The following is a 23,694-nucleotide window of genomic DNA, read 5'->3' on the forward strand; positions in this document are numbered from 1 at the left end:
ATTGTGTTCAATTCATACATAAATATTGAGAAAATTTCACTTACTCTAAATGGAAAGGTAATAGAAGTGTTCATAGAGAATTACTCGTAGATTCAATTTTTATCCATCCGTTTTGCGGGGAATGATTGCCTAGTGGTAATGGGATAAGGTTGAGCTACTTTATTAGGGGGAGTGGTTCTATGTTTAATAAAAAAATGGTGGCAATGGCAATGACTGTGCCGTTAGTAATGGGGACAATTTCTACGGTTTCGGCATTGGAAAAACAACAGCAAGTAAAGTTAGAAGCTTATTCACCGCAGAAAAAAGCAACTGAATATTTAAAAGAAAATGCTGCGCAGTATGGATTGAAAACAGATCTTTCAGACTTGCAATATATTTCTACAACAGAAACATCAGTAGCTTCATATGTTAGGTTCCAACAAGTTGTTAATGGTGCACCTGTATTTTCAAAACAAATAACAGTTACGCTTAACGGAGAGGGAAAGGGAGTACTCGCTGTTTCTGATTATCAGCCTGTTACAGGTGTGAAGGAAGTAACGACAAAAATTAGTGAAAAAGATGCAATACAAAAATCAATGGCGTATGTTGGAGAAGCAAGTGAGCAAAATTTATGGGCTCCTACAGATAAAGAATTCGGATATATTGTTGAAGAAGGAATTGCTCGTCCAGTATACAAAGTTGTAGTCCATTCTAATAATCCATTTGGTGCGTGGGAAACATTTATTGATGCAGAAAATGGAAAGTTAATTAAAAAAGTTGATATAAACCGAAAAGTAGAAGGAACAGGAAAAGTATTTTTACCTAACCCTGTCGTATCAAGCGGGAGTTTAGTGGGATTAAAAGATAATAATGATGCAGATTCTACAGCGCTAACGAACCAATTAAAAACTGTTACTTTAAAAGGCTTAGATGGGACAGGTTTTTTAATTGGAGAGTATGTAACGATTTCTTCAAAAGCGAGAACAAAATCTACAAACTTACAATTCAACTATACACGTGCAAATGATAGCTTTGAAGATGTAATGTCATATTATCATATTGATACATTGCAACGTTATATTCAAAGTCTAGGGTTTAAAAATATTAATAATCGTTCGATTAAAGTGAATGTGAATGGAACAACAGCTGATAACTCATTCTATTCACCGACAACGAAAGCTTTAACATTTGGTACTGGCGGTGTTGATGATGCAGAAGATGCTGGAATTATCGCACATGAATACGGACATTCGATCCAAGATAACCAAGTTCCTGGCTTTGGTAGTTCAACAGAAGGCGGAGCGATGGGAGAAGGATTTGGTGACTTCTTAGGTGCTACGTATGAAGATGCTGTATCGACAACAGGATATGGAAAAGCATGTGTTGGAGAGTGGGATGCGGCAGCTTACTCTAGTTCAGATCCAACGTGCTTACGCCGATTAGATACGAATAAAGTGTATCCGAAAGATATAAAAAATCAAGTACATGCTGACGGTGAAATTTGGTCACAAGGTCAATACGAAATGGCACAAGCTTTTGGCCGTGATGTAGCAACAAAAATCATTTTACAATCACACTGGTCATTAACACCAAACTCTAAATTCAGTGATGGAGCGAAAGCGATTAAGCAAGCGGATGCTCTTTTATATGGCGGACAACATGCTGCTGATATCGATCGCATTTGGGCAGCGAGAGGCATTAGTACGAATTAATATAAAAAGTCGTGGCATTTATAAGCCACGACTTTTTAATTTGCTTAAGAGCTGGTACTAGTAAGTAAAGCTATATCAATGATAGTGTGAATATATCCGTATCCCATTTACTTTTTAGCTTCTTTAAAAACAAAATGCTCTTTAAATTTTCTAGATTCAACTTTTTGACCATTTCGCATCGATCGGAATGGGTGTTCTTGCCATGTAATAATAACATCAACTTCATCTGCTTTTGTAGCAACGGGTAAATTAGCGTGTTCAAATCCAGTTTTTCCACTTGCCAAACGACTTTCCTTTAGGGAAAAGAGTTCATATTTCGTTTTCTTATTTGGTTCGTTGCGGAATACTTCGACATTTACATTATATACTTCACTATTCCCGACATTCTTTACTGAAAAATGATATGTTTGAAATTCCTCTTTTTTAGCTTGAAGCATATTCTTGTTTGTTTTTTTCGGTTTATCAATATTCACTTGCCATTGATCAGAGTTTTGAGAGATTGGTAAAGATTTTGGTGAATAGGCATACGTTTCGTTTACTACAATTAAGCAAAACAAAAGGAGAAAGAAACTAATTGCTTTTTGCATATACACACCTCGCTTTAAAATTTTTATTAATATGCGTAAATGAATTAGTTTTTATGTAAAAATTGGAAAATATGAAAGGTGTAATTTTGGATTTAATACATAAGAATATGTATTACAAAATTAACTTTTCACACTTTAGAAGAAGTTAGGAGTTATAAAACCAGAATGTTTCAAAAAAAGCTTGCGTTTTATAAGGTAAGGAGTTAGAATACTCTGTAAATATAAAAAGTGATGATCAGGAAAAGTACATGGTGCAAAGGTCTACAGAGAGCAGCCGGTTGCTGGGAAGGTTGCGATACCGCATGATGGAAAGACACCTGTGAGTGTTGCTTTGAACGTGATTATTAGTAAAAGCAAACGGTACCTACCGTTATCAGGGCTAAGATGGTCAGTATGACAATTTGGGTGGTACCGCGGAAAAAATCCGTCCCTATTTATAGGGGCGGATTTTTGTATTCTTTGAAAGGGGGTGAGTGACCGTGGATGATGACGATGACAACAATAACGTAAATAAATATAAAATTACTGGAGGGAAAAATAATGGATTCAATAATGAAGCGTTCACTCACAAAAGAATGTACAAAGCAAAGTGGAAAGGTTGTATTACTTCAAGGATGGGTAAAAAAGATTCGACATCTTGGAAATGTTAGTTTTTTATTATTACGGGACAGAACAGGAGTAATTCAATGTGTATTAGAAAATGAATTGGCTGGATATAAAGTTGATGTAGAAAGTATCGTCCATGTAATTGGTGAAATAGTCGAGACGTCGAAAACAGAATTAGGTGTTGAAGTACTTGCTCATGAAGTGAAAGTAATAAACGGTGCAGAACCACTTCCATTTGAAATAAATAAAAAGAAGTTACAAGTTGGCTTAGATCAATTATTGAATGAGCGGGTACTCTCATTAAGACATGAGCGAACTGCAGCGATTTTTAAAGTAAAATCTACACTCGTTCAGAGCTTTAGTGAAGTTCTAATAGAGAACGATTTCACACGAATATTTACTCCAAAAATTGTTTCGCAAGGGGCAGAAGGAGGAGCGAATGTTTTTAAGCTTCCATACTTCCAAAGAGAAGCTTATTTAGCACAATCACCACAGTTCTATAAGCAAATGATGGTGGCTGGGGGACTAGAACGAGTTTTTGAAATTGCACCTGTATATAGAGCGGAACACCATAATTCTTCCCGTCATTTGAATGAATATATATCGTTAGACGTAGAGCTTGGATTTATTCATGATTTTTATGAAGTGATGCAACTAGAAACGGATGTTTTACGATATATGTTTCAACAAGTAGCAAAAAAATGTGAAAAAGAACTACAACTATTACAAATAGAAGTACCTGTTATTACTGAAATACCGAAAATCACATTGTTAGAAGCACAAGAAATTTTGAAAAGTAAGTATCGTAAAGAATCTCCTGTAGAGGATTTAGATACAGAGGGTGAGAAGTTACTAGGGAAATATGTGAAGGAAATATATAATAGTGAATTTGTTTTCATTACACATTATCCGAAAGAAGCGAGACCGATGTATACGATGCCGAATAAAGAGAATCCATCTATTACTGATTCGTTTGACTTATTATATAAAGGGTTAGAAATAACATCAGGGGCACAGCGGATTCATAATCATGAAATGTTACTCGCTTCGTTTAAAGAAAAAGGATTACATCCAGAGAAATTTCAATCTTATTTAAACACATTTCGATATGGTTGTCCACCACATGGAGGTTTCGGAATTGGGTTAGAAAGGGTTGTATATAAACTTTTAGAATTAACAAATGTACGAGAGGCTAGTGCTTTTCCGAGAGATTGTACTCGTCTTATACCGTAAAAAGAATCTTCGCGATTGTCGCGAAGATTCTTTTTTTATAGTTCGTTTGAAAAGGTGAAAATATAGACTATTTCTTTTGCTAATAAGCTTAGTAAAAGTCAGTTGAAATATGAACCATTTCGACAAAAAAATCAATATATCCCTTGACAGTTACAAATATAACAGATATACTTCATAGTAATTTCAAAAGAAAATATATTCTAAATATTAAAATGTGTTGAATAGGAGTAGTAAGGTCATGTATTTGTACAGAGAGCTATGGGTTGGTGCGACATAGTCAAATGACATCCTGAACTCGCCTAGGAGCAGTAAGGTGGAACGGAATCACATTCTTAGTAAATCTTAACGGTTAACCTTCGATATTAGGTTTGTAATCAAACGATTACTACTAAGGTGGATTCATAATGGAATCAATAAGGGTGGTACCGCGTTAAGTAAATGGCTTAGCGTCTCTTTATATAGAGATGCTAGGCCATTTTTTTATTATATGGAAGAAGAAATGGAGGGTTTATTTGAATAGGTTTATAAAATTTATTTATTTATATAAAAAGATTTAATTAGGAGGAAAATGAGATGAAACAGACGGAGCAATGGACTTCGAAATTAGGTTTTATAATGGCGGCAGCCGGATCAGCAATTGGACTTGGTGCGATATGGAAGTTCCCTTATATCGCTGGGAAGAGTGGGGGAGGAGCGTTCTTTTTAATATTTATATTATTTACTGTTTTAATTGGACTACCGCTACTTATAGCTGAATTTATGATTGGACGCAGTACGCAGAAACAAGCAGTTGGAGCATTTAAAAGCATCGCACCAAATACAGGATGGCATTGGATTGGACGCCTTGGTGTTGGAACTTGTTTTATACTACTTTCGTTTTATAGTGTTGTAGGTGGATGGGTATTAATTTATTTATTCAGAGGAATAACTGGACAACTGATTACTCCAGGACAAAATTACGGTACATTATTTACTGAAACAATTGGGAATCCTGCTTGGGCTATTATGGGACATTTCGCTTTTATGTTCATTACGATATGGGTTGTATCAAAGGGTGTACAAAACGGAATTGAAAAAGCAAGTAAATATATGTTGCCAGCATTGTTCGTTTTATTTGTCGCTCTTATTATTCGTTCGTTAACACTTGATGATGCAATGAAAGGTGTGAAGTTTTTCTTACAACCAGATTTCTCAAAGATTACTTCGGAAAGTATTTTGTTCGCAATGGGGCAATCATTCTTTGCAATTAGTATCGGGATTTCAATTATGGTTACGTATAGTTCCTATTTAAATAAAAAAGAAAGTTTACCAAAATCAGCAATAACAATTGTTGGATTAAATTTATTTGTTTCATTATTTGCAGGTCTTGCTATTTTTCCAGCCGTATTTTCATTAGGAATGGAGCCAACAGAAGGACCTGGATTACTGTTTATCGTATTACCATCTGTATTTAGTCAAATCCCATTCGGTGGATTTTTCTTAACAGTATTTCTTGCACTATTTACATTTGCGACATTAACATCAGCATTTTCTCTACTAGAAACTGTTGTTTCAGCATTAGCAAATGGTGAACAAGAAAGAAGAACGAAATTATCATGGATGATCGGCTTCTGCATTTTCTTAGTAGGTATACCATCTGCGTTATCATTTGGAGTATGGAGTGATATTACGATTTTTGGAAAGAATATTTTTGATGCAGTAGACTTTTTATCTAGTAATATATTAATGCCACTTGGAGCACTATTTATTAGTATTTTCGTTTCATTCAAAATGGAGAAGAAGGTACTAGAAGCAGAGTTTTTTGTAGGTGGAAATTATGGAAAGAAAGTATTTACTTGTTGGGTATTTTTACTTCGATTTGTAGCACCGCTCGCAATCATTATCGTCTTTTTAAATGTAATAGGGATTATTTAACAATAAATGTTATAATATTCAGTAAAAAAAGAAGATGGTGATGTTTATGGCGAATTTGATAGAAACAGGAGAGTATATGAATATTAGAGGGAAAAAGCTATACGTTGAAACACATGGAAATCCTAAAAATAAGCCAGTCTTATACTTGCATGGTGGACCAGGAGAGAGTTGTTATGATTTTTCATTTCATCAAGCGGAACGTTTAAAAGATTCTCTATATGTAATTATGATAGATCAAAGAGGTGTTGGTCGTTCAGAAGAAATTACTGAAGACGAAGCTTTTGGATTAAATGATTTGATTGAAGACTGTGAGGAATTAAAAAAAGTATTACAAATTGAGAAGTGGTCTATAATTGGACATTCTTTCGGTGGATATGTAGCATTGCTTTATGCGTCGATATATCCAAGTTCAATAGAGAAAATAATATTTGAAGGACCAACTTTTGATTTTGCATTAACAAGTAGAGCTTTGTTGCAAAAGACAGGGCATTTATTAAAAAAGTATGGAAAAGAAGAAGTAGCAAAAGAGTGCTTTGCTTATTCATCTAGCGATGCTAGTTCAGAAGAGTTGTTAGAAGCTTATATAAGATTAAGCGCTGAATTAGAAGAAAAAAGAATGGAGATTTACAATAATAAGGAAGATAGGACAGATGAGAGTTTATACAGTGATGAAGAGTGGGAAATATTTTCAAATCGCTCCAAAATGCACTTTGATAGATTAAAATTAGAGGGAGCATGTCATACATCATTATTATCAAAAATAAAAGATGTACAAAATCTAATGTTATTAATTGTAGGAAAACATGATGTAGTAACGTGTGAAGAACAAATTAAAACATTTAATAAAGATGCCCGAAACGGCAAGTATATCGTATTTGAAGAGAGCGGCCATTCACCTCATTATGAGGAAGCAGATAGATTTGCAGAAACAGTCATACATTTTTTGAAATGAAGAAAAGGGTGCTTCTATAAATGAGAGGCACCCTTTCTAAATTTCTGAATATGTGATTGTGATGTTAGGCCACTTACTTTGCCAATTCTTTTTTATAACTCTGTTTTTGTACATATGTAATCGTTCTTTCGATTCAAGAAAGTGAGCTGTTGGTTTCACTTGTAAGGAAAGGACATCTTCAATACCACATGGGGCTGTTAAGATAACGTTGTTTAGTTCATCAAGTGTAACTCCTAAAGCCGTTGCTGTTTCAGGGAATTTAGAAATAGCATTAACAGAAGAAGAATATGGTGGCATATTATTCACTACATGCATACGAGCTTGATTTTTTACAGACCAAGGGATAGTAGCATCAATATTCATTAATTTCGTTTCTAATGATTGTTCGTATATCTCATCTTGATGTAGACTATCATAATAAATCACATCAACATCAGGCATAGCCGTTTTCGCTTCATAGTCATGTAAAGTATCCCAAATTTTAGAACGAACAAATCCGGCACAAATCCACCAATCAGGTAGCTCTAGTGATTTTGCCATTTGTAATACATTCATCATCCATTCGTCGTTTTCTATTAAGCGAATGATATCTTGTTCTGTTTGTATAGTCATTTGTTATCTCACCTGCTTTTTTTTAGAGAGTAAATTTAATTCATAAGCTTTATAATCCATGTAATCCAGTAAGCACCTGGTATGAATAACAGTTGAGCTAGTAATGTACCAAAAAGTCTAGAAATCATTAGCCAAGCATACATTTTACTCATTGCTTCAGCACCTTCTTCTGATTGAAGAGCTCGCTCTGTTAAAAGAGCAATACGTGGATCTAGTAGCACTGTTAATAAAATAGTAGCAAAACCATTAATAAGACCGGAAGCTGTAGTGGCTTTTGTTGCGAAAGCTGGAATTAAAAAAGAAGCATATAGTGCGGAAAGAACTCCCGCTGTATAAATAGCAGTAGCAAACATGTTAATAAGCATAATACGCTTTGGAATACCACCGATACGCAGTCTATGAATCATTTCTAACTTTGGAAAGCGGACATATTTTTTTGTGTACTTTAATTTTTGAATGTTATTCGTTTTCATCATTCGAATGAAAGAACCGTCTGTTTCAAAGTTTTGAATGACATATCCAAATAGTTTTGTCAAAGTTGGATACAGTATAATCGCAAGCAATGTACCGATAGAAGCAGATAATAGTACAAGACGTATAATATGCTCTAAATTAATAGAAGAATCTAGTTTTGCTTCATCGACAATACCACCGATTAAAAAGGCTTGTAGTAAGTTTGATGTTCTTGAAATAAGTAACACCATTCCTACAACAGACAAGGCAACCGCAATCTTCTTTAAACGTACTCCAGCTAATCGAATACTATAAGAGCTTGTTTCAACTGCGTGAATCACAATTGTGAAAGCCATTATAAAAATTAACGTAATTGACATTTGTTTCACCAGTTTCTATTAAAATAATTGTAACTTTTTTACTTTATCATATCTATCGTATTTTGTAACTGAAAGTATGTGACATATGGAAATTGATTTTTCGAAAAATAGATAATGATAGTATAATAGGGAGAAGTGGAAGAGATGTTAGCACTTATTTATACCGTAAATTAAGTGGAGGAAAGAAGCATGTATAAAACATTTCTATTTGATTTAGATGGAACTTTAACGGATCCGAAAGAAGGGATTGTAAACTCGGTTTTATATGCATTAAAAAAAGTAGGAATTGAAGCAGTACATATAAGTGAGCTAGATTCATTTATAGGTCCTCCTATTCAGCAATCATTCATAGAGAGATATAATATGAGTGAAGGAGAGGTTGAGCGTGCTGTTTTTTACTTCCGTGAGTATTTAAAGCAGCGTGGATTGTTTGAAAATAATGTATACGAGGGGATTCTGAAGCTCTTGCAACAATTAAAAAGTTCAGGGAATCGCATATTCGTAGCAACTTCAAAGCCCACTGTATTTGCGAAACAAGTTATAGAGCATTTTCAATTAACGAATTATTTCGAAGACATCATTGGAAGTAATTTAGATGGTACGAGAATAAAAAAAGAAGAAATAATTGCTCATATTTTACAAACACATGAAGAACTAAATAAAGAAGAAATGATAATGATTGGTGATAGAAAGCACGATATAATAGGTGCAAATCAGAATGGAATTGCTTCAATTGGTGTTTTATATGGCTATGGCTGTGAAAAAGAACTGACTGAAGTTAGTGCGACCTACATAGTGAAAGATGTTGAAGAACTGTATCATTTTTGTGTAGAGAAAAATTTAATACAGCAGTAAATATAGATTCTAGCAATCCCTTTATAACGTATGACGATGAATTCGTTTCTGTTTAAAGGGATTTTTCATATGTAATCGAATAATTATAATTAGACATTTTTAGCATAAAAATTTGTATGAATAAGAGGAGGGATGTCAGAATTAAAAGGTTAGTAGAAATTTATCAATAAAATTTTGAATATTCTGTTTAATGGAGGGGTAAAATTGGAGTTAGTTATTATATTATTAGCACTAAGTTTACTTATGTTCGTAGCATACAGAGGTTTTTCTGTTATTTTATTCGCGCCGATATTTGCATTATTTGCAGTATTTTTGACAGAACCTAGTTATGTATTACCTTTCTTTTCTAATATCTTTATGGAGAAAATGGTTGGATTTATAAAATTATATTTTCCTGTGTTTTTATTAGGAGCAATATTTGGAAAAGTAGTGGAAATGTCAGGAATTGCAGATTCTATCGCAAAAACAATTATTGAGTTAGTTGGTGAAAAACGTACTATATTAGCGATTGTATTAATGGGGGCTATTTTAACGTATAGTGGTGTTAGTGTGTATGTAGTAGTGTTTGCTGTTTATCCGTTCGCAGCTAAGTTGTTTCGACAAGCTAATATTCCAAAGCGTTTAATCCCTGGAACGATTGTTCTTGGAGCAGTAACGTTTACAATGGATGCGCTACCTGGATCACCACAAATTCAAAATGTAATACCTACAACATTTTTTAAAACGGATATTTATGCTGCACCGATACTTGGGATTGTAGGAGCAATTTTTGTTCTTACATTAGGTTTACTATATTTAGAGAGTAGACGTAAGAAGGCAAAAGCAGCAGGTGAAGGATACTTTGGTTTTAATGATGGAAATACTGAAATGGCAGCATCTGTGCAATTAGAACAAAAAAATATGCCATTAATTAATAACATTGAAATTACAAGAGCACAACAACTTATTGCATTTATACCACTTATTTTAGTAGGTGTAATGAATAAAGTGTTTACTATTATGATACCGAAGTGGTATCCAAGCGGTTTTGATTTTTCTGCAATTGGTATGAAAGCATTTGGAAAAGTAGAATTAAGTGCAGTAGTAGGAATTTGGTCTGTAGAATTGGCACTTATTATAGGGATCTTAACAACGTTATTATTATATTGGAAGCGAGTAGTAACAGGTTTCCAAGCTGGATTGAATACAAGTATTGGTGGAGCGCTACTTGCAACGATGAATACAGGAGCTGAGTTTGGATTCGGTGGTGTCATTGCAGCACTTCCAGGCTTCGCAATTATGAGAGATGGCATCTCTGCTACTTTCACAAATCCGTTAGTGAATGGTGCAGTAACGACGAATATTTTAGCTGGAATTACAGGCTCGGCATCAGGAGGAATGGGAATAGTATTAAGCGCAATGGGAGATAAATTTATTGCAGCGGCCAATCAATTTGATATTCCATTAGAAGTTATGCACCGTATCGTATCAATGGCATCAGGAGGAATGGATACACTACCACATAACGGGGCTATTATTACTATTCTTACAGTAACGGGATTAACACATAAACAGTCATATAAAGATATATTTGCTATTACTATTTTGAAAACGGTTGCTGTATTTTTAGTTATTGCATTCTATACTTTAACAGGACTCTATTAAAAAATTTGAATCGTAAAGATTCATCAAATTGATAATTTATATTATGAAAAATTAATTTTGGTAAGAAGGGGTGGAGTACTTGCAACAAATTTCTGAGTTTCGTATGCCAAAGTCGGTATTATATGGAAGGAATTCGCTTGAAAAACTGGGAGAACAATCAAAAAAGTTAGGGAAAAGAGCTTTTATAGTTACTGATACAATTATGGAGAAATTAGGATATGTTGAAAAGTGTATGCAACAACTAAATAAGAAAGGTATTACTGTTAGTACATATAATAAAGTGGATGCTGAGCCTACAAATATACACGTATTAGAAGCGTTATCTCTTTGTAAAGAGGAAAAGTGCGATTTTATTATTGGTATTGGTGGTGGAAGTTGTATTGATGCTGCGAAAGCAGTAGCGGTTTTATATACAAATGGTGGAGAAGTTGAGGATTATGTCCAAAAGGATATTGAAATAGAAAACAATCCACTACCACTTATTGCAATTCCAACAACTTCTGGTACTGGTTCGGAAGTTACAAGTGTAGCAGTAATTACGAATAAAAAAACAGATGTAAAAATGATGATGAAGCATCCTAGTTTTATACCGAAAGTAGCAATTATAGATCCAGTTTTGACAAGTTCGTTACCACCACAAATTACGGCAGCAACAGGAATAGATGCGTTATGTCATGCGATTGAAGCTTATATTTCTAAATTTTCACAACCACTTACAGATGTACTTGCTCTTTCAGCTATTGAAAGTATTATGAAATATTTACGTATAGCATATGAAGATGGACATAACATGGAGGCAAGAGAAGCGATGATGATTGCTTCCTTACAAGCTGGAATTGCATTTTCTAATGCATCAGTTACATTAGTTCATGGAATGTCAAGGCCAGTGGGAGCATTATTTCATGTACCGCATGGAATATCAAATGCCATACTATTACCTACAGTGTTAGAGTTTACGAAAACAAGTGCAGTGAAAAGGTTAGCAAAAATTGGACGTAACTTAAATAAGGATTTGTATTCGAATTCTGATGAGGAAGTAGCAGACTATACGCTTTGGGAAATAAAAAAGCTTTGCTATGATCTTCGTATTCCAAATTTAAAAGAATACGGAATCGATGAAATTGAATTTGAAAATGCTATTTCTAAAATGGCATCAGATGCAATTGAAAGTGGTAGCCCAGCTAATAACCCACGTGTTCCATCATATGATGAAATCAAAGAGTTGTATCGAGAGTGTTTTAATTATAAGTATAAAGAATTTATAAAAATATCAGATCGTTAATTTCAGAATATTCTATAAAAATTTCCTTGGAAATGAAAGTACAATTATTCTATATTTACGTTAAAACAAGACCTTATATTCCAAACTTAAAGTCTTGTTTTATTGTGTATAATATACATAATAAAATGTTGTTATTAGTTTTATAAAAAAGTTTAGGTAGGTGTTGTTTATATGAAAACGATAGGTCTTATAGGTGGTATGAGTTGGGAATCAACTTCAGAATATTATCGAATTATTAATGAAGAAATAAAAGAGAGATTAGGAGGGCTACATTCAGCAAAATGTTTGATTAATAGTGTGGATTTTGAAGAGATTGAACGATGTCAGTCTAGCGGAGATTGGGATGGTGCTGGAGAAATTCTAGGGAATGCGGCATATTCATTACAAAAGGGAGGAGCAGACTTTATAATTATTTGTACAAATACAATGCATAAGGTAGTTGGAAAAATAAAGGCGAAAATTGATATTCCAGTCTTACATATTGCTGATGCAACTGCAAAAGAAATTAAAAGAAAAGACATTCAAAAGGTTGGTCTGCTTGGAACTAAATATACAATGGAGCAAGATTTCTATAAGTCACATATAGAAGAAAATAATATAAAAGTAATAGTACCATCAGAAAAAAATAGAAAAGAAATAAATAAAGTAATATATACAGAATTATGTTTAGGAAAAATAGTATCTCAATCTAGAGAATATTATAAAAGAGTCATCGAAGAGTTAGTGCAAAAAGGAGCACAGGGAATCATATTAGGTTGTACAGAAATAGGATTATTAATAAAGCAAGAAAACGTATCTGTCCCGATATTTGATACAACTCATATACATGCAATTGAAGCAGTCAAGGTAGCTCTAGATAGAGTATAATTATATTATGTAAACTTGATTCGTATATCTGGAAAACATTCAGAAAATATTTTATAATGTAAGTGGTTACATTTAAGGGGGAATGCGTATGTTTTCAGTTCAACCAATCGCATTTGTACATAATGAAAGAAAGGAAATAAAAGATGATGAGTGGGGGAAAGTAAGATCCCGTATAACTTTAACTGAAATGTATGCAGAAGAAAGTATACAAGGGATTGAAGATTTTTCTCATATTGAAGTTGTTTTTTATTTTCATAAAGTAACTGACGAGCAAATTCAGTATTTTGCTAGACATCCTAGAAATAATAAGGATTATCCTGAAGTAGGTATTTTTGCACAGCGCGGGAAAAATCGTCCGAATCGCATAGGTGTAACAATTGTCAAGATGATCAAAAGAGAAGGTAAATCAATTATTGTTGAGGGATTAGATGCTATTGATGGCACTCCTATATTGGATATAAAACCAATAATGAAAGGGTTTATGCCGACAGAAGAAATACACCAGCCTAAATGGGCAACGGATATAATGAGACAGTATTGGAAGGGGAATGGAGTAAAATGAGAATATATGAGGCAACAATTGCAGATTTAGATGGACTAGCATCAGTTTTTAATAACTATCGCATATTTTATAGACAAGATTCTGATTTAGAAGGGGCAAAAGTATTTTTACGAAATCGAATTGAGAGAAAAGAGTCCGTTATTTTCGTAGCAGTTGAAGACGGCGAATATATTGGGTTCACGCAACTATATCCATCATTTTCTTCCATTTCAATGAAAGAATTATGGATTTTAAATGATTTATTTGTACAAGCGGCGAAGCGTGGAGCCGGAACAGGTAAAAAATTATTAGAAGCTGCTAAAGAATACGCATTAGAAAATGGAGCAAAAGGTGTAAAATTGCAAACAGAGATTGATAATTTATCAGCACAACGATTATACGCTGAAAATGGCTATTTGAGAGATAATCGTTATTTCCATTATGAATTAACGTTTTAAATAATAATAGATTAAAAGAGGCGCTTTCATTTTGAAAACGCCTCTTTTAATTTGTATTATAGTTGATTTAAAATCCAGTTTGTTGCATCTTCAAAGTTATCTGCAATGTAGTTTGGTTCAATATGTGCCCATTTGTCTCGGTACGTATGCAAAGCATCATACCCAGCGCCTGTTCGGACTAGAATCGTTGTCGCATTTACTTTTGCCCCTGCAACAATATCAGTCCAGCGATCGCCAACTACAGCACATTGTGTTAAATCAAGTCCATGTTTTTTTGCTGCTTTAAGCAGCATGCCTGTACTCGGTTTACGGCATTCACAACCATCACCGTGTTTATGAGGACATACATAAACATCATCAAAACCGAAGCCTTCTAATTCTTGTACAAAATCGGCTACAGTTGCTATTCCATCTGCGATACCAGGTTGATTTGTGAAAGAGAAAATTTTTATATTTTTAGCTTTTAGTTTTTGCAAGGATGTTTTTGTGAATGGAAATAATGAAAAAGATCCTGGATAATGTATTGTAGTGTCACCACCAATTGTACCGTCACGATCAATGAAAATTGCTTTAATGTTTGTCATAGTTATAGTCCCTTCAATTTATAAGTAGTTTAAAAATGTTTTACAAATCGGTAGCCATTTACCTCATAGCCTAATTTTTTGTAAAAAGGATGAGCTTCTACTCTTTTTGTTCCACTAACTAGCCATGTGCCAATGCAATTATGTTTCTTTGCTAATTGTTCTGCATAATCCATCAAAACTTGTCCAATGCCTTTACGTCGTATGTTAGAATCAACGCTAATAATTGAAATCTCTCCATAACGTGTTACATCTTCTAAATTTTCACGTATACGAAATCCAAGTAATCCAAATATAGCTTCTTCTTCCTCGTAAACATATAAAAAATCAAACGGACTCATTTGTACGAATTGTAATCGATTGTTCATATCTTCATAGGAAATAGAGGAACCTTTTAATTCTTTCGTTAAAGAACAAAGTGCGTCTATATCATCTATCGTTGCTTCACGAATTTGAAAAGACATATTATCCACTCCAATAAAATGTAATCAAACATTTAATATTCTGTTAAAAAATGTTTTTTCCTGCCATAAAAATAAATATTTTATAATGATATATAGATAGTTATATGTTATTCTTTTCCTTGATTGTAACAGTTATATTTTTACAGTTTTATTTATTGCCAGCTGTGGTAGGCAGTGTTGTTTTTATTTTATTAATTGTATGGATTGTATTTCTACCATTAAAAAAGAGCCATTGACGGCTCTTTTTCTAGTCTGTAACACATTGATAAATAAAATATACTAAAACGAGTATACTTGCGGCGGAATACATGACATCTAAAGTCATCTGATCGCCTCCTTATTGTTGTTGTATTTTTATTGTATGAAATCTTACAATTTCATATTCAAGTGAAAAATATGTGAACGTTAACAAAATTGTAAAGTGCAAAAATTATAATCATTTTGTATAATAGAAGAAACCACCGTTATATAAAAAATAATGAGTGAAAGGGGAGGGAACATAAATGCCAAATTGGTTTAGAAAAACCTTAGTCGCATTAATTACCGTATTTACATTTGGTTTAGTGACGCCTCCTTCCATATTACTTGATAATGCCAAAGCTGCGGACAAGCCTACGAGCACAGCTGGGCAACAAAGTTTGGAGAGCACGTCCTATACATATGAAGAAACGAATGACAGGTTAACCACCGATACTTTTATTACTTATGCAATGCAAGAAGCAGAGAAGCAGTCGATGCAAAAGTTTGGTACTAAAATTGGTCCAGTAATTGAAGATGAATTTAAAGATGTAATATTACCAAAAATTGAAGAGGCAATTGCTGAGCTTGCTAGTGATGTACCAGAAGACTCACTACAATCATTAGCGATTTCTCAAAAACCAGCTGGTGGAAATAATGAAAAGATTTTTCACGTCTACGATACGAAATCAGGAAATGATTTATTGCGTTTCCATGTAAGAAGAGATCATCCACCACAAGATGGTTATTATTTTAATTTCCATTATCACCGTTTTGATGATGGATACTCTGGACATCATGAGTTAGGAAATATTTATTGGAATACAAATGTACCGCCGAAATGGTTGTCTTAAAAAGAACAAGAGAAAATCTTGTTCTTTTTTATTTTTATAGAAGGGACAGACAACTATGTTGTTGAATAACATAGGTTTAGAAAAAAGAAGCAAAAGGAGTATGGAGATGCAAAAATATATTGTTTTTGACTTTGATGGCACATTAGTAGATTCACAAAATATATTTGTACGGATTTATAATCAACTTGCTGAAAAACATGGGTATAAAGCAGTAAAGGAAGAAGAAATTGAGCATTTACGTAAATTAACGATGCCAGAGAGATGTAAACAACTTGATGTACCACTGTATAAATTACCGATATTAGCGTTGGAATTTTATAAATTATATCAGCCTGCTATAAAAAATCTCGTTTTGTTCCATGGAATGAAAGATGTATTAGATAAACTACATAAAAAAGGCTACGGAATTGCAGTCATATCATCGAACTCAGAAGAGCATATTCGGGCTTTTTTACACAAGAATGGTATCGAAAATATTCAAGAAGTGTATTGTTCTAAAAATTTGTTTGGTAAAGATAAAATGATAAAAAGGTTTTTAAAATCGAAAAAAGTAACAGAGAAAGATATGTTATACGTTGGTGATGAACAGCGAGATGTAGCAGCGTGTAAAAAGGCTGAAGTGAACGTAATTTGGGTATCTTGGGGATATGATGTTATTGAAACAGTGAAAAAAGATGCACCAGATTATATGGTTCATAAGCCGATGGAAATTGTGGAAGTAGTACAAGGAGCGTATTCTTAATATGAATACACTTCGAGCAGGCATTCATCATATTGAATTTTGGGTAGCGAATTTGGAGGAGTCCATTTGTTTTTATAATAAGTTGTTTTCCATAATTGGATGGAGAAAGTTAAATGAAGTAGCATATAGCACAGGAGAAAGTGAAATATATTTTAAAGAAGTAGATGAGGAAATCGTAAGGACGTTAGGGCCTAGACATATTTGTTATCAAGCTATTCATAGAGAGGTAGTTGATGAAGTAGCAGATTTTCTTTCTAGTACGAAAGTGAAGGTAATACGTGGTCCAATTGAAATGAATCATTATTCGGAAGGTTACTATACGATTGATTTTTACGATCCAAATGGATTTATTGTAGAAGTTGCCTATACACCAAATGCAGAAATGTAAGGGGAATAGATATGAAGATAATTACAGCACGGCAAAACAATATACAAATTGTAAAAGATGCAGTGGATATTAAAGAAATTTCTAAAGGTTTTTCGCCTGATAAGAAATATATAATTACGAGTGCGAATAATGAAAAATATTTATTGCGGACAGGCGATATAAAAGAGTATGAAAGAAAGAAAATAGAGTTTCAAATTTTAAATGAAATGCAAAACCGTAGTGTGCAAGCACAAAAACCAATTGAAATGGGTTTGTTGGCAGAAGAAGGTTTATGCTATGGTATCTTTTCATATTTAGAAGGGGAGGAGGCGAAGAAGCTATTGCCTACGTATTCACCAAAAGAACAATATGATATTGGTATAGAGGCAGGAAAAGATTTAGCAAAAATGCATACATATGAAGCTCCTAATGATATACTTCCATGGTATGAAAGAGCAATGAAGAAACATAGTAAATATGTAGAGGCATACAAAACATGTGGAATAAAAATAAAAAACGATGATAAAATCATAAAGTTTATAGAAGAAAATGAAAAATATTTAAAGAACCGCCCGAATCGATTTCAACACGATGATTTTCACTTAGAAAATATAATTGTACGGGATGGAAAATATGTAGGTGTTGTTGATTTTAATGGCTACGACTGGGGCGATCCACTTCATGATTTTGTAAAAATTGCACTGTTTGCAAGGGACATTAGTATTCCGTATTCAATCGGACAAATAGAAGGATACTTTAATAGGAAAATACCAGAGGAGTTCTGGAAATTATACACGGTGTATGTTGGCATGACAGTTTTCTCCTCGATTGTCTGGACATTACGAGCAGCGCCGCATATGTTAGATGATATGTTAGAGCGTCTTACTATAGTTTTAGAGGATCATAATAACTTTGAGTTATCGAAGCCAATTTGGTTTCAACTAGATAAGATTGATAAGGAATAGAAAAGGTAGGTGTAATTCGCACCTACCTTTATTTTTTACCATCAAAATACTTATTTAATTTTCTTAAATGTAAGCGGCTGAGTACTTAATGTAGCTGGTACATATAACTGAAGGGATGGGAATTCACCACTTACATTCATTTCATAAGCGAATAATAAGCTCATTTTCATTTGGAATAAGTCAACTTTTGCAGAGAAGATGTCGTAATGATGATGCCCTAATTGAATATCCATTTCCATAAATTGTACATATAACGAATCATCTCGTTTGTATACTTGTAATGTTCCGTATGCAGGATGTTCAAAAGTACCAGTATAATCCTCTAACTTGTGCGAAGGTGTAGTCCCTTTAATTTGTTCAGGGAGGGATTCAGTTGCTTCTTTCATCATTTCCTTCATTTTTTTAGTATCTTCTACAGCACGTTTATGCCAATCAATGGATTCTAATTCAAGTAGTTCGTCATAAATTTGATTAGCCAGATAAGTAGGAAGTAATGTTCCTCCAGCATTCGTTAAAATGACAAGGCCTATGTTTTCTGTTGGTATGAATGAAACAAGCGCTGAAAATCCATCGATATTACCGCCATGATGAATCACTTTTTTACCACGATAAGCGCTAATAAACCAACCAAGACCGTAACTATTTAATGGAGATTCAGGGAGTGATAAAACCGGTTGATCTGGAATTGAATTGTGTGGTGTATACATTTGTTGTAATAATTCAGAGGAGATTAATTCATGATCTCCAAATTTTCCTTCATTTAAGTGGAGAAGTACCCAATTTGCCATATCTTCAATTGTAGAATTAATACACCCAGCAGCGCCAACTGTATCGATGTTATGGAATGGAACTTCTTTTATTTCACCTTCATTTTCAACGTAAGGTAAAGCATAATCATCTGTAGTTTGTGAATCTGTAACAGAGAAGTTTGTTTGATTCATATTTAAAGGCTCTAAAATATGTTCTGTAGTGTATTGCTCCCACGTTTGATTTGTAATGTTTTCAACAATGTAGCTAATTGTTGCATACATTAAGTTGTTATATAGAAATGCAGTCCGGAACGGTGCATCAAGTGGTAAATGTTTTATTTTTTCAACGAGATCTTTTCGAGATAAGGAAGAACTGTACCAAAGGGCCTCATGACGACTCACTCCAGTTCGATGAGAAGCTAAATCCAGTCCTGTAACTTGTGAGCTAGCAAGTAGTTCAGATAAAGTAAAGTTAGGTATATAAGACTGGATAGGGGTATCCCAATTAAACTTTTTTTGCTGTGCTAACAAACTTAATGAAAGTGTGCCAAATGCTTTCGTTGAGGAACCGATTGCGAATCGAGTATTCGGTGTAACAGCCTCTTTTGTTACTATATTACGATAGCCAAAACCTTCTGAAATAATAACGTCACCGTCTTTTATAACAGCGACAGCAGCACCAGGAACATTTAAATCCTTCATCATTTTTTCAACCGTTGTTTGTAAAGAAGTCATAACAGGCGTTCCAAGTTTAGACATACTTCTAACCTCCAAATATAAATTTTGTTCTACCGCACTATACTTTCGGTAATAGAAAATGAAAACCTTTTAAAATATGGAAAGTTAATAATTTTGTAAGAATTAATGTAAGAAATTTTATTAATTAAGATTATTAAATTTACCATTTTTCATGTTATGATAAATTGCATATACGATTGAAAGAAGGTTTTCCTACATATGAAACATGCTGAAAATGAATACTTAAATTTATGCCGCCATGTAATGGAACATGGTACGAAGAAAGAAGACCGTACAGGGACAGGCACTGTATCTGTATTTGGATATCAAATGCGTTTTGATCTAAGTAAAGGTTTTCCTTTATTAACAACAAAGAGAGTACCGTTTCGCCTTGTAGCAAGTGAACTGCTTTGGTTTATGAAAGGTGATACAAATATTCGCTATTTATTGCAGCATAATAATAACATTTGGAATGAATGGGCGTTTAAGAGCTGGGTAGAAAGTGATGAGTATACTGGTCCTGACATGACTGATTTTGGTCTTCGCTCACAACAAGATGAAGAATTTAAAGTACAGTACGATGAGCAAATGGAATTGTTTAAAAAGAACGTTTTAGAAGATGATGAGTTCTCAAATAAATATGGTTATTTAGGAGACGTTTACGGTAAACAGTGGCGTGCTTGGAAAACGACAGCTGGTGAGACACTTGATCAATTAAAAGATGTAATTGAAATGATTAAAAAAACACCAGACTCACGTCGTTTAATCGTTTCTGCTTGGAATCCTGAAGACGTACCAAATATGGCATTACCCCCTTGTCATACATTATTCCAATTTTATGTAGCGGACGGAAAACTTTCTTGTCAGCTATATCAAAGAAGTGGTGACATATTCCTTGGAATTCCATTTAACATCGCAAGTTATTCACTACTAACACATTTAATTGCACATGAATGTGGTCTTGAAGTAGGAGAATTTGTTCATACAATTGGAGATGCACACATTTATACGAATCATTTTGAACAAGTAGAAAAGCAATTGGCACGTGAACCACGTCCATTCCCGAAACTTACATTAAATCCAGATGTGAAATCTGTTTTCGATTTTGAAATGGAAGATTTAACGATTGAAGGATACGATCCGCATCCAGCAATTAAAGCACCGGTTGCAGTATAATTGTAGAGGAGATGAAAAAATGATTGTTTCATTTATGGTCGCTATGGACGAAAATAGAGTAATTGGTAAAGATAATAATTTACCTTGGCGTTTACCGAGTGAATTACAATACGTGAAGAAAACAACGATGGGTCACCCGCTTGTTATGGGAAGAAAGAACTATGAAGCGATTGGTAGACCACTGCCTGGAAGACGTAATATTATTGTAACTCGTAATGAAGGGTATCATGTTGAAGGCTGTGAAGTTGTTCATTCTGTAGAAGAAGTGTTCGAACTATGTAAAAATGAAGAAGAGATTTTTATTTTTGGCGGAGCGCAAATTTACGATCTCTTTTTACCTTATGTAGACAAGTTGTATATAACAAAAATCCATCATGCATTTGAAGGAGATACATTCTTCCCAGAAATGGATATGACAAATTGGAAAGAGATTTTTGTAGAAAAAGGTTTAACGGATGAAAAAAACCCGTATACGTATTATTACCATGTATATGAGAAACAACAATAATAATAAAGATTGATGTGAGAATTCACGTCAATCTTTTTATTTATATTCACCAATATAAGTTTATAGATGAGATTCGATAGTGCTATAATGAGAGGTAGCATGTAAAAATGCTAAAATTTTCAAAAGTACTAATATAGAAAGAGGAGGAGAATCGATTGAGAAAGATATGGGGGATTCTTTTTCTTTGCTTAACATTCATGTTAGTTGGATGTGGTAAAGAAGAAAAACCACAAGAAGTGTTTGATACATATGTAAAAGCGTGGAATAAACAAAAATTTGCAGATATGTATGATCAACTATCAAAAAATGCAAAAAAAGATATTTCAAAGAAAGAGTTTACTGAAAAATATGAGAAAATTTATTCTGGTATCGAAGTGAAAGACTTAAAGGTAGAAACAGGGGAAGTAAAAGAAGATAAAAAAGATGAAGGCCCTGTTCCTTTTAAAGTAAGCATGGATACAGTTGGTGGTAAAATTACATTTGGTCATGAAGCAAAAATGGTGAAAGAAAAAGATGGAGATAAAGAATCTTGGAAAATAGATTGGACTCCTGATTTTATTTTCCCTGGCATGACGAAAGATAGTAAAGTGCGTATGCAGACAACACAGCCAAAACGTGGTGAAATATACGATCGTAATGGAAAAGGTCTTGCAACGAATGGGAAAGCTTCTGAAATCGGATTGATTCCTGAAAAGTTAGGCGATACTGCTCCGCAAACGAAAGAAACAGTAGCGAAGTTGTTAAATATGTCTGTAGAAGAAATTGATCAAAAATTAGCTGCTAAATGGGTAAAACCAGGGTATCTCGTACCAATTGGAATTTTGCCTGAAGGGGCAACACAAAATACGTACATTGATTTACCAGGTGTTTCAACAAAACCTGTAAATGTTCGTACATATCCGTTAGGGGAAGCGGCAGCTCATCTGACTGGTTATATTGGAAAGGTAAATGCTGAAGATTTAAAAACGCTACAAAAGAAAGGCTATCAAGCTGATGATCCAGTTGGTAAAGCTGGTTTAGAGCAAGTATTAGAGGAAAAGCTACGCGGTAAAAAAGGTGGCCGTGTCTTTGTAGAAGATGCGCAAGGAAAAGAAATTAAAAACTTGGCAAAAACAGATGCTGTTGATGGAGAAAATGTAACTTTAACTATTGATAGTGTTGTTCAAGAAAAAACGTATAATGAAATGAAGGGCGAAGCTGGTTCAAGTGCAGCAATTAATCCGAAAAGTGGAGAAACAATTGCACTAGTAAGTAGTCCAGCATATGATCCTAATATAATTGCACGAGGGACATCAAAGGCACAACGCGAAGCGTGGAATAATGATCCGAAAAAACCAATGACAAATCGCTTTACACAATTGTCGGTACCAGGTTCTGTATTTAAACCTATTACAGCTGCAATTGGTCTTGAAACGAAAACGATTGATTCAAAAGAAGAGTTGAAAATTGAAGGATTAAAATGGACAAAAGATTCTTCTTGGGGTAATTACTATGTAACGCGTGTGAAAGATGCAAATCCGATTGATCTTGATAAGGCGATGAAATACTCGGATAATATTTACTTCGCACAAGAAGCTTTAAAAATCGGAAAAGACAAGTTTATGAGTGAGGCAAAAAAATTCGGATTCGATGAGAAACTACCAATTGAATATGGATTCCCTGCTTCTAAAATTGCAAATGACGGTATTAAAAATGATATTCAAATGGCAGATACAGGATATGGACAAGGACAAGTATTAATGACTCCTCTTCATTTAGCTTTAACGTATGCGCCAATTGTAAATGATGGAGCGATTCCGTCACCGTATATTATTAAAACAGATAAACAACCAAAAGCTTGGAAAGAAAATGTAATTTCTAAAGGAAATCAGGATATATTAAAAACTGCAATGACGAAAGTAATTAATGATCCAGATGGTACAGGGAAAATTGCTAAAATTGATGGCATGACTCTTGCTGGAAAAACAGGTACAGCGGAATTAAAAGTATCAAAAGAGGCCGAAGGAAAAGAACTAGGTTGGTTCGCTGCATTTGATTTAAATTCACCAGATGTGGTCATTACAATGATGATTGAAGATGTAAAAGGTAGAGGTGGAAGTAACATTCCAGCTGAAAAAGTAAAACATGTTTTTCAAAAATAATATGTAATAAAAGACTATCTCTATAATTTATAGAGATAGCCTTTTTGTGTGAGAAGTCTTAATATCTGTATACTAAATTTTAAAGAAACAAAATAAA

At 33.8% G+C, this 23,694-nt stretch carries 23 protein-coding genes and 2 other annotated features; of the genes, 17 read left to right on the top strand and 6 right to left on the bottom strand.

From position 1 onward, the window contains the following. The first annotated feature begins 179 nt into the window (after positions 1-179). Positions 180-1,691, top strand: a complete 1,512-nt coding sequence (locus tag CGQ22_RS06865; protein ID WP_000482279.1) for a M36 family metallopeptidase — start codon at positions 180-182, stop codon at positions 1,689-1,691. A gap of 107 nt (positions 1,692-1,798) precedes the next feature. Here CGQ22_RS06865 and CGQ22_RS06870 read toward each other — a convergent pair whose 3' ends face one another. Further along, complete coding sequence (locus CGQ22_RS06870; RefSeq protein WP_001167917.1) at positions 1,799-2,278, bottom strand: hypothetical protein; 480 nt, start codon at positions 2,276-2,278, stop codon at positions 1,799-1,801. Positions 2,279-2,500: 222 nt separating this feature from the next. After that, positions 2,501-2,713: a binding site (T-box leader), on the top strand. Positions 2,714-2,818: 105 nt separating this feature from the next. Here CGQ22_RS06870 and aspS point away from each other — a divergent pair. The 3 genes from aspS to CGQ22_RS06890 all read left to right on the top strand — a co-directional run bounded on the left by aspS (position 2,819) and on the right by CGQ22_RS06890 (position 6,983). Beyond that, positions 2,819-4,117 carry an aspartate--tRNA(Asn) ligase gene (gene aspS, locus CGQ22_RS06880; RefSeq protein ID WP_000377337.1) on the top strand — a complete coding sequence of 433 codons (1,299 nt, stop codon included), beginning with the start codon at positions 2,819-2,821 and terminating at the stop codon, positions 4,115-4,117. A 208-nt stretch (positions 4,118-4,325) separates the two neighbouring features. Next, positions 4,326-4,574, top strand: a binding site (T-box leader). A gap of 116 nt (positions 4,575-4,690) precedes the next feature. Beyond that, positions 4,691-6,031: a sodium-dependent transporter gene (locus CGQ22_RS06885; RefSeq protein ID WP_000814540.1), complete on the top strand. Its 1,341-nt coding sequence runs from the start codon at positions 4,691-4,693 to the stop codon at positions 6,029-6,031. Between the two features lie 46 nt (positions 6,032-6,077). Beyond that, positions 6,078-6,983: an alpha/beta fold hydrolase gene (locus CGQ22_RS06890; RefSeq protein WP_074594794.1), complete on the top strand. Its 906-nt coding sequence runs from the start codon at positions 6,078-6,080 to the stop codon at positions 6,981-6,983. 36 nt (positions 6,984-7,019) lie between these two features. Here CGQ22_RS06890 and CGQ22_RS06895 read toward each other — a convergent pair whose 3' ends face one another. Both CGQ22_RS06895 and CGQ22_RS06900 read right to left on the bottom strand, forming a co-directional pair. Further along, positions 7,020-7,595 (bottom strand): nucleotidyltransferase family protein, encoded by a 576-nt coding sequence (locus tag CGQ22_RS06895; protein WP_046946357.1) that lies wholly within the window; start codon positions 7,593-7,595, stop codon positions 7,020-7,022. A 35-nt stretch (positions 7,596-7,630) separates the two neighbouring features. After that, positions 7,631-8,428, bottom strand: coding sequence for a lipid II flippase Amj family protein (locus CGQ22_RS06900; RefSeq protein ID WP_089148436.1), 798 nt, complete (start codon positions 8,426-8,428; stop codon positions 7,631-7,633). Positions 8,429-8,617: 189 nt separating this feature from the next. Between CGQ22_RS06900 and CGQ22_RS06905 the strand changes: the two genes are divergently transcribed. The 6 genes from CGQ22_RS06905 (at position 8,618) to CGQ22_RS06930 (ending at position 14,075) form a co-directional block, all read left to right on the top strand. After that, entirely contained in the window at positions 8,618-9,283 is a 666-nt protein-coding gene (locus tag CGQ22_RS06905; RefSeq protein ID WP_089148437.1) for an HAD family hydrolase, read from the top strand. 204 nt (positions 9,284-9,487) lie between these two features. Further along, complete coding sequence (locus tag CGQ22_RS06910; protein ID WP_000424329.1) at positions 9,488-10,927, top strand: GntP family permease; 1,440 nt, start codon at positions 9,488-9,490, stop codon at positions 10,925-10,927. Positions 10,928-11,006: 79 nt separating this feature from the next. Further along, on the top strand, positions 11,007-12,209 hold the full coding sequence (locus CGQ22_RS06915) for an iron-containing alcohol dehydrogenase (protein WP_089148438.1): 1,203 nt from the start codon (positions 11,007-11,009) through the stop codon (positions 12,207-12,209). A gap of 171 nt (positions 12,210-12,380) precedes the next feature. After that, the gene (locus CGQ22_RS06920) at positions 12,381-13,076 is read left to right on the top strand and encodes an aspartate/glutamate racemase family protein (RefSeq protein ID WP_089148439.1); all 696 of its coding nucleotides are present in this window, start codon (positions 12,381-12,383) and stop codon (positions 13,074-13,076) included. 88 nt (positions 13,077-13,164) lie between these two features. Further along, on the top strand, positions 13,165-13,638 hold the full coding sequence (locus tag CGQ22_RS06925; RefSeq protein WP_000493266.1) for an SAM-dependent methyltransferase: 474 nt from the start codon (positions 13,165-13,167) through the stop codon (positions 13,636-13,638). Further along, complete coding sequence (locus tag CGQ22_RS06930; RefSeq protein WP_001223853.1) at positions 13,635-14,075, top strand: GNAT family N-acetyltransferase; 441 nt, start codon at positions 13,635-13,637, stop codon at positions 14,073-14,075. Before CGQ22_RS06925 ends, CGQ22_RS06930 begins: the two co-directional genes overlap by 4 nt. 56 nt (positions 14,076-14,131) lie before the next feature. Here CGQ22_RS06930 and CGQ22_RS06935 read toward each other — a convergent pair whose 3' ends face one another. Both CGQ22_RS06935 and CGQ22_RS06940 read right to left on the bottom strand, forming a co-directional pair. Then, complete coding sequence (locus CGQ22_RS06935; protein ID WP_000181773.1) at positions 14,132-14,659, bottom strand: HAD-IIIA family hydrolase; 528 nt, start codon at positions 14,657-14,659, stop codon at positions 14,132-14,134. 29 nt (positions 14,660-14,688) lie between these two features. After that, entirely contained in the window at positions 14,689-15,120 is a 432-nt protein-coding gene (locus CGQ22_RS06940; RefSeq protein ID WP_000009776.1) for a GNAT family N-acetyltransferase, read from the bottom strand. A 503-nt stretch (positions 15,121-15,623) separates the two neighbouring features. Here CGQ22_RS06940 and CGQ22_RS06945 point away from each other — a divergent pair. The 4 genes from CGQ22_RS06945 (at position 15,624) to CGQ22_RS06960 (ending at position 18,285) form a co-directional block, all read left to right on the top strand. Beyond that, the gene (locus CGQ22_RS06945; protein ID WP_001134421.1) at positions 15,624-16,211 is read left to right on the top strand and encodes a YpjP family protein; all 588 of its coding nucleotides are present in this window, start codon (positions 15,624-15,626) and stop codon (positions 16,209-16,211) included. Positions 16,212-16,317: 106 nt separating this feature from the next. Beyond that, positions 16,318-16,953, top strand: a complete 636-nt coding sequence (locus CGQ22_RS06950) for an HAD family hydrolase (protein ID WP_139032740.1) — start codon at positions 16,318-16,320, stop codon at positions 16,951-16,953. 1 nt (position 16,954) lies between these two features. Next, positions 16,955-17,341 carry a VOC family protein gene (locus CGQ22_RS06955; RefSeq protein ID WP_001094649.1) on the top strand — a complete coding sequence of 129 codons (387 nt, stop codon included), beginning with the start codon at positions 16,955-16,957 and terminating at the stop codon, positions 17,339-17,341. Between the two features lie 11 nt (positions 17,342-17,352). Beyond that, positions 17,353-18,285, top strand: coding sequence for an aminoglycoside phosphotransferase family protein (locus CGQ22_RS06960; RefSeq protein WP_000692076.1), 933 nt, complete (start codon positions 17,353-17,355; stop codon positions 18,283-18,285). Between the two features lie 50 nt (positions 18,286-18,335). Here the strand turns inward: CGQ22_RS06960 and CGQ22_RS06965 are convergent, their stop codons facing one another. After that, positions 18,336-19,793: a serine hydrolase gene (locus CGQ22_RS06965; protein WP_000040029.1), complete on the bottom strand. Its 1,458-nt coding sequence runs from the start codon at positions 19,791-19,793 to the stop codon at positions 18,336-18,338. A 198-nt stretch (positions 19,794-19,991) separates the two neighbouring features. Between CGQ22_RS06965 and CGQ22_RS06970 the strand changes: the two genes are divergently transcribed. The 3 genes from CGQ22_RS06970 (at position 19,992) to pbpC (ending at position 23,597) form a co-directional block, all read left to right on the top strand. After that, positions 19,992-20,948: a thymidylate synthase gene (locus CGQ22_RS06970; RefSeq protein ID WP_000679607.1), complete on the top strand. Its 957-nt coding sequence runs from the start codon at positions 19,992-19,994 to the stop codon at positions 20,946-20,948. A 19-nt stretch (positions 20,949-20,967) separates the two neighbouring features. Beyond that, positions 20,968-21,456, top strand: coding sequence for a dihydrofolate reductase (locus tag CGQ22_RS06975; protein ID WP_000637212.1), 489 nt, complete (start codon positions 20,968-20,970; stop codon positions 21,454-21,456). Positions 21,457-21,611: 155 nt separating this feature from the next. Further along, positions 21,612-23,597 (top strand): penicillin-binding protein 3, encoded by a 1,986-nt coding sequence (gene pbpC / locus CGQ22_RS06980; RefSeq protein WP_001227260.1) that lies wholly within the window; start codon positions 21,612-21,614, stop codon positions 23,595-23,597. Positions 23,598-23,694: the final 97 nt, after the last annotated feature.

It is taken from the genome of Bacillus sp. M13(2017), assembly GCF_002218325.1.
In the GTDB taxonomy this organism is placed as follows: domain Bacteria; phylum Bacillota; class Bacilli; order Bacillales; family Bacillaceae_G; genus Bacillus_A; species Bacillus_A thuringiensis_K.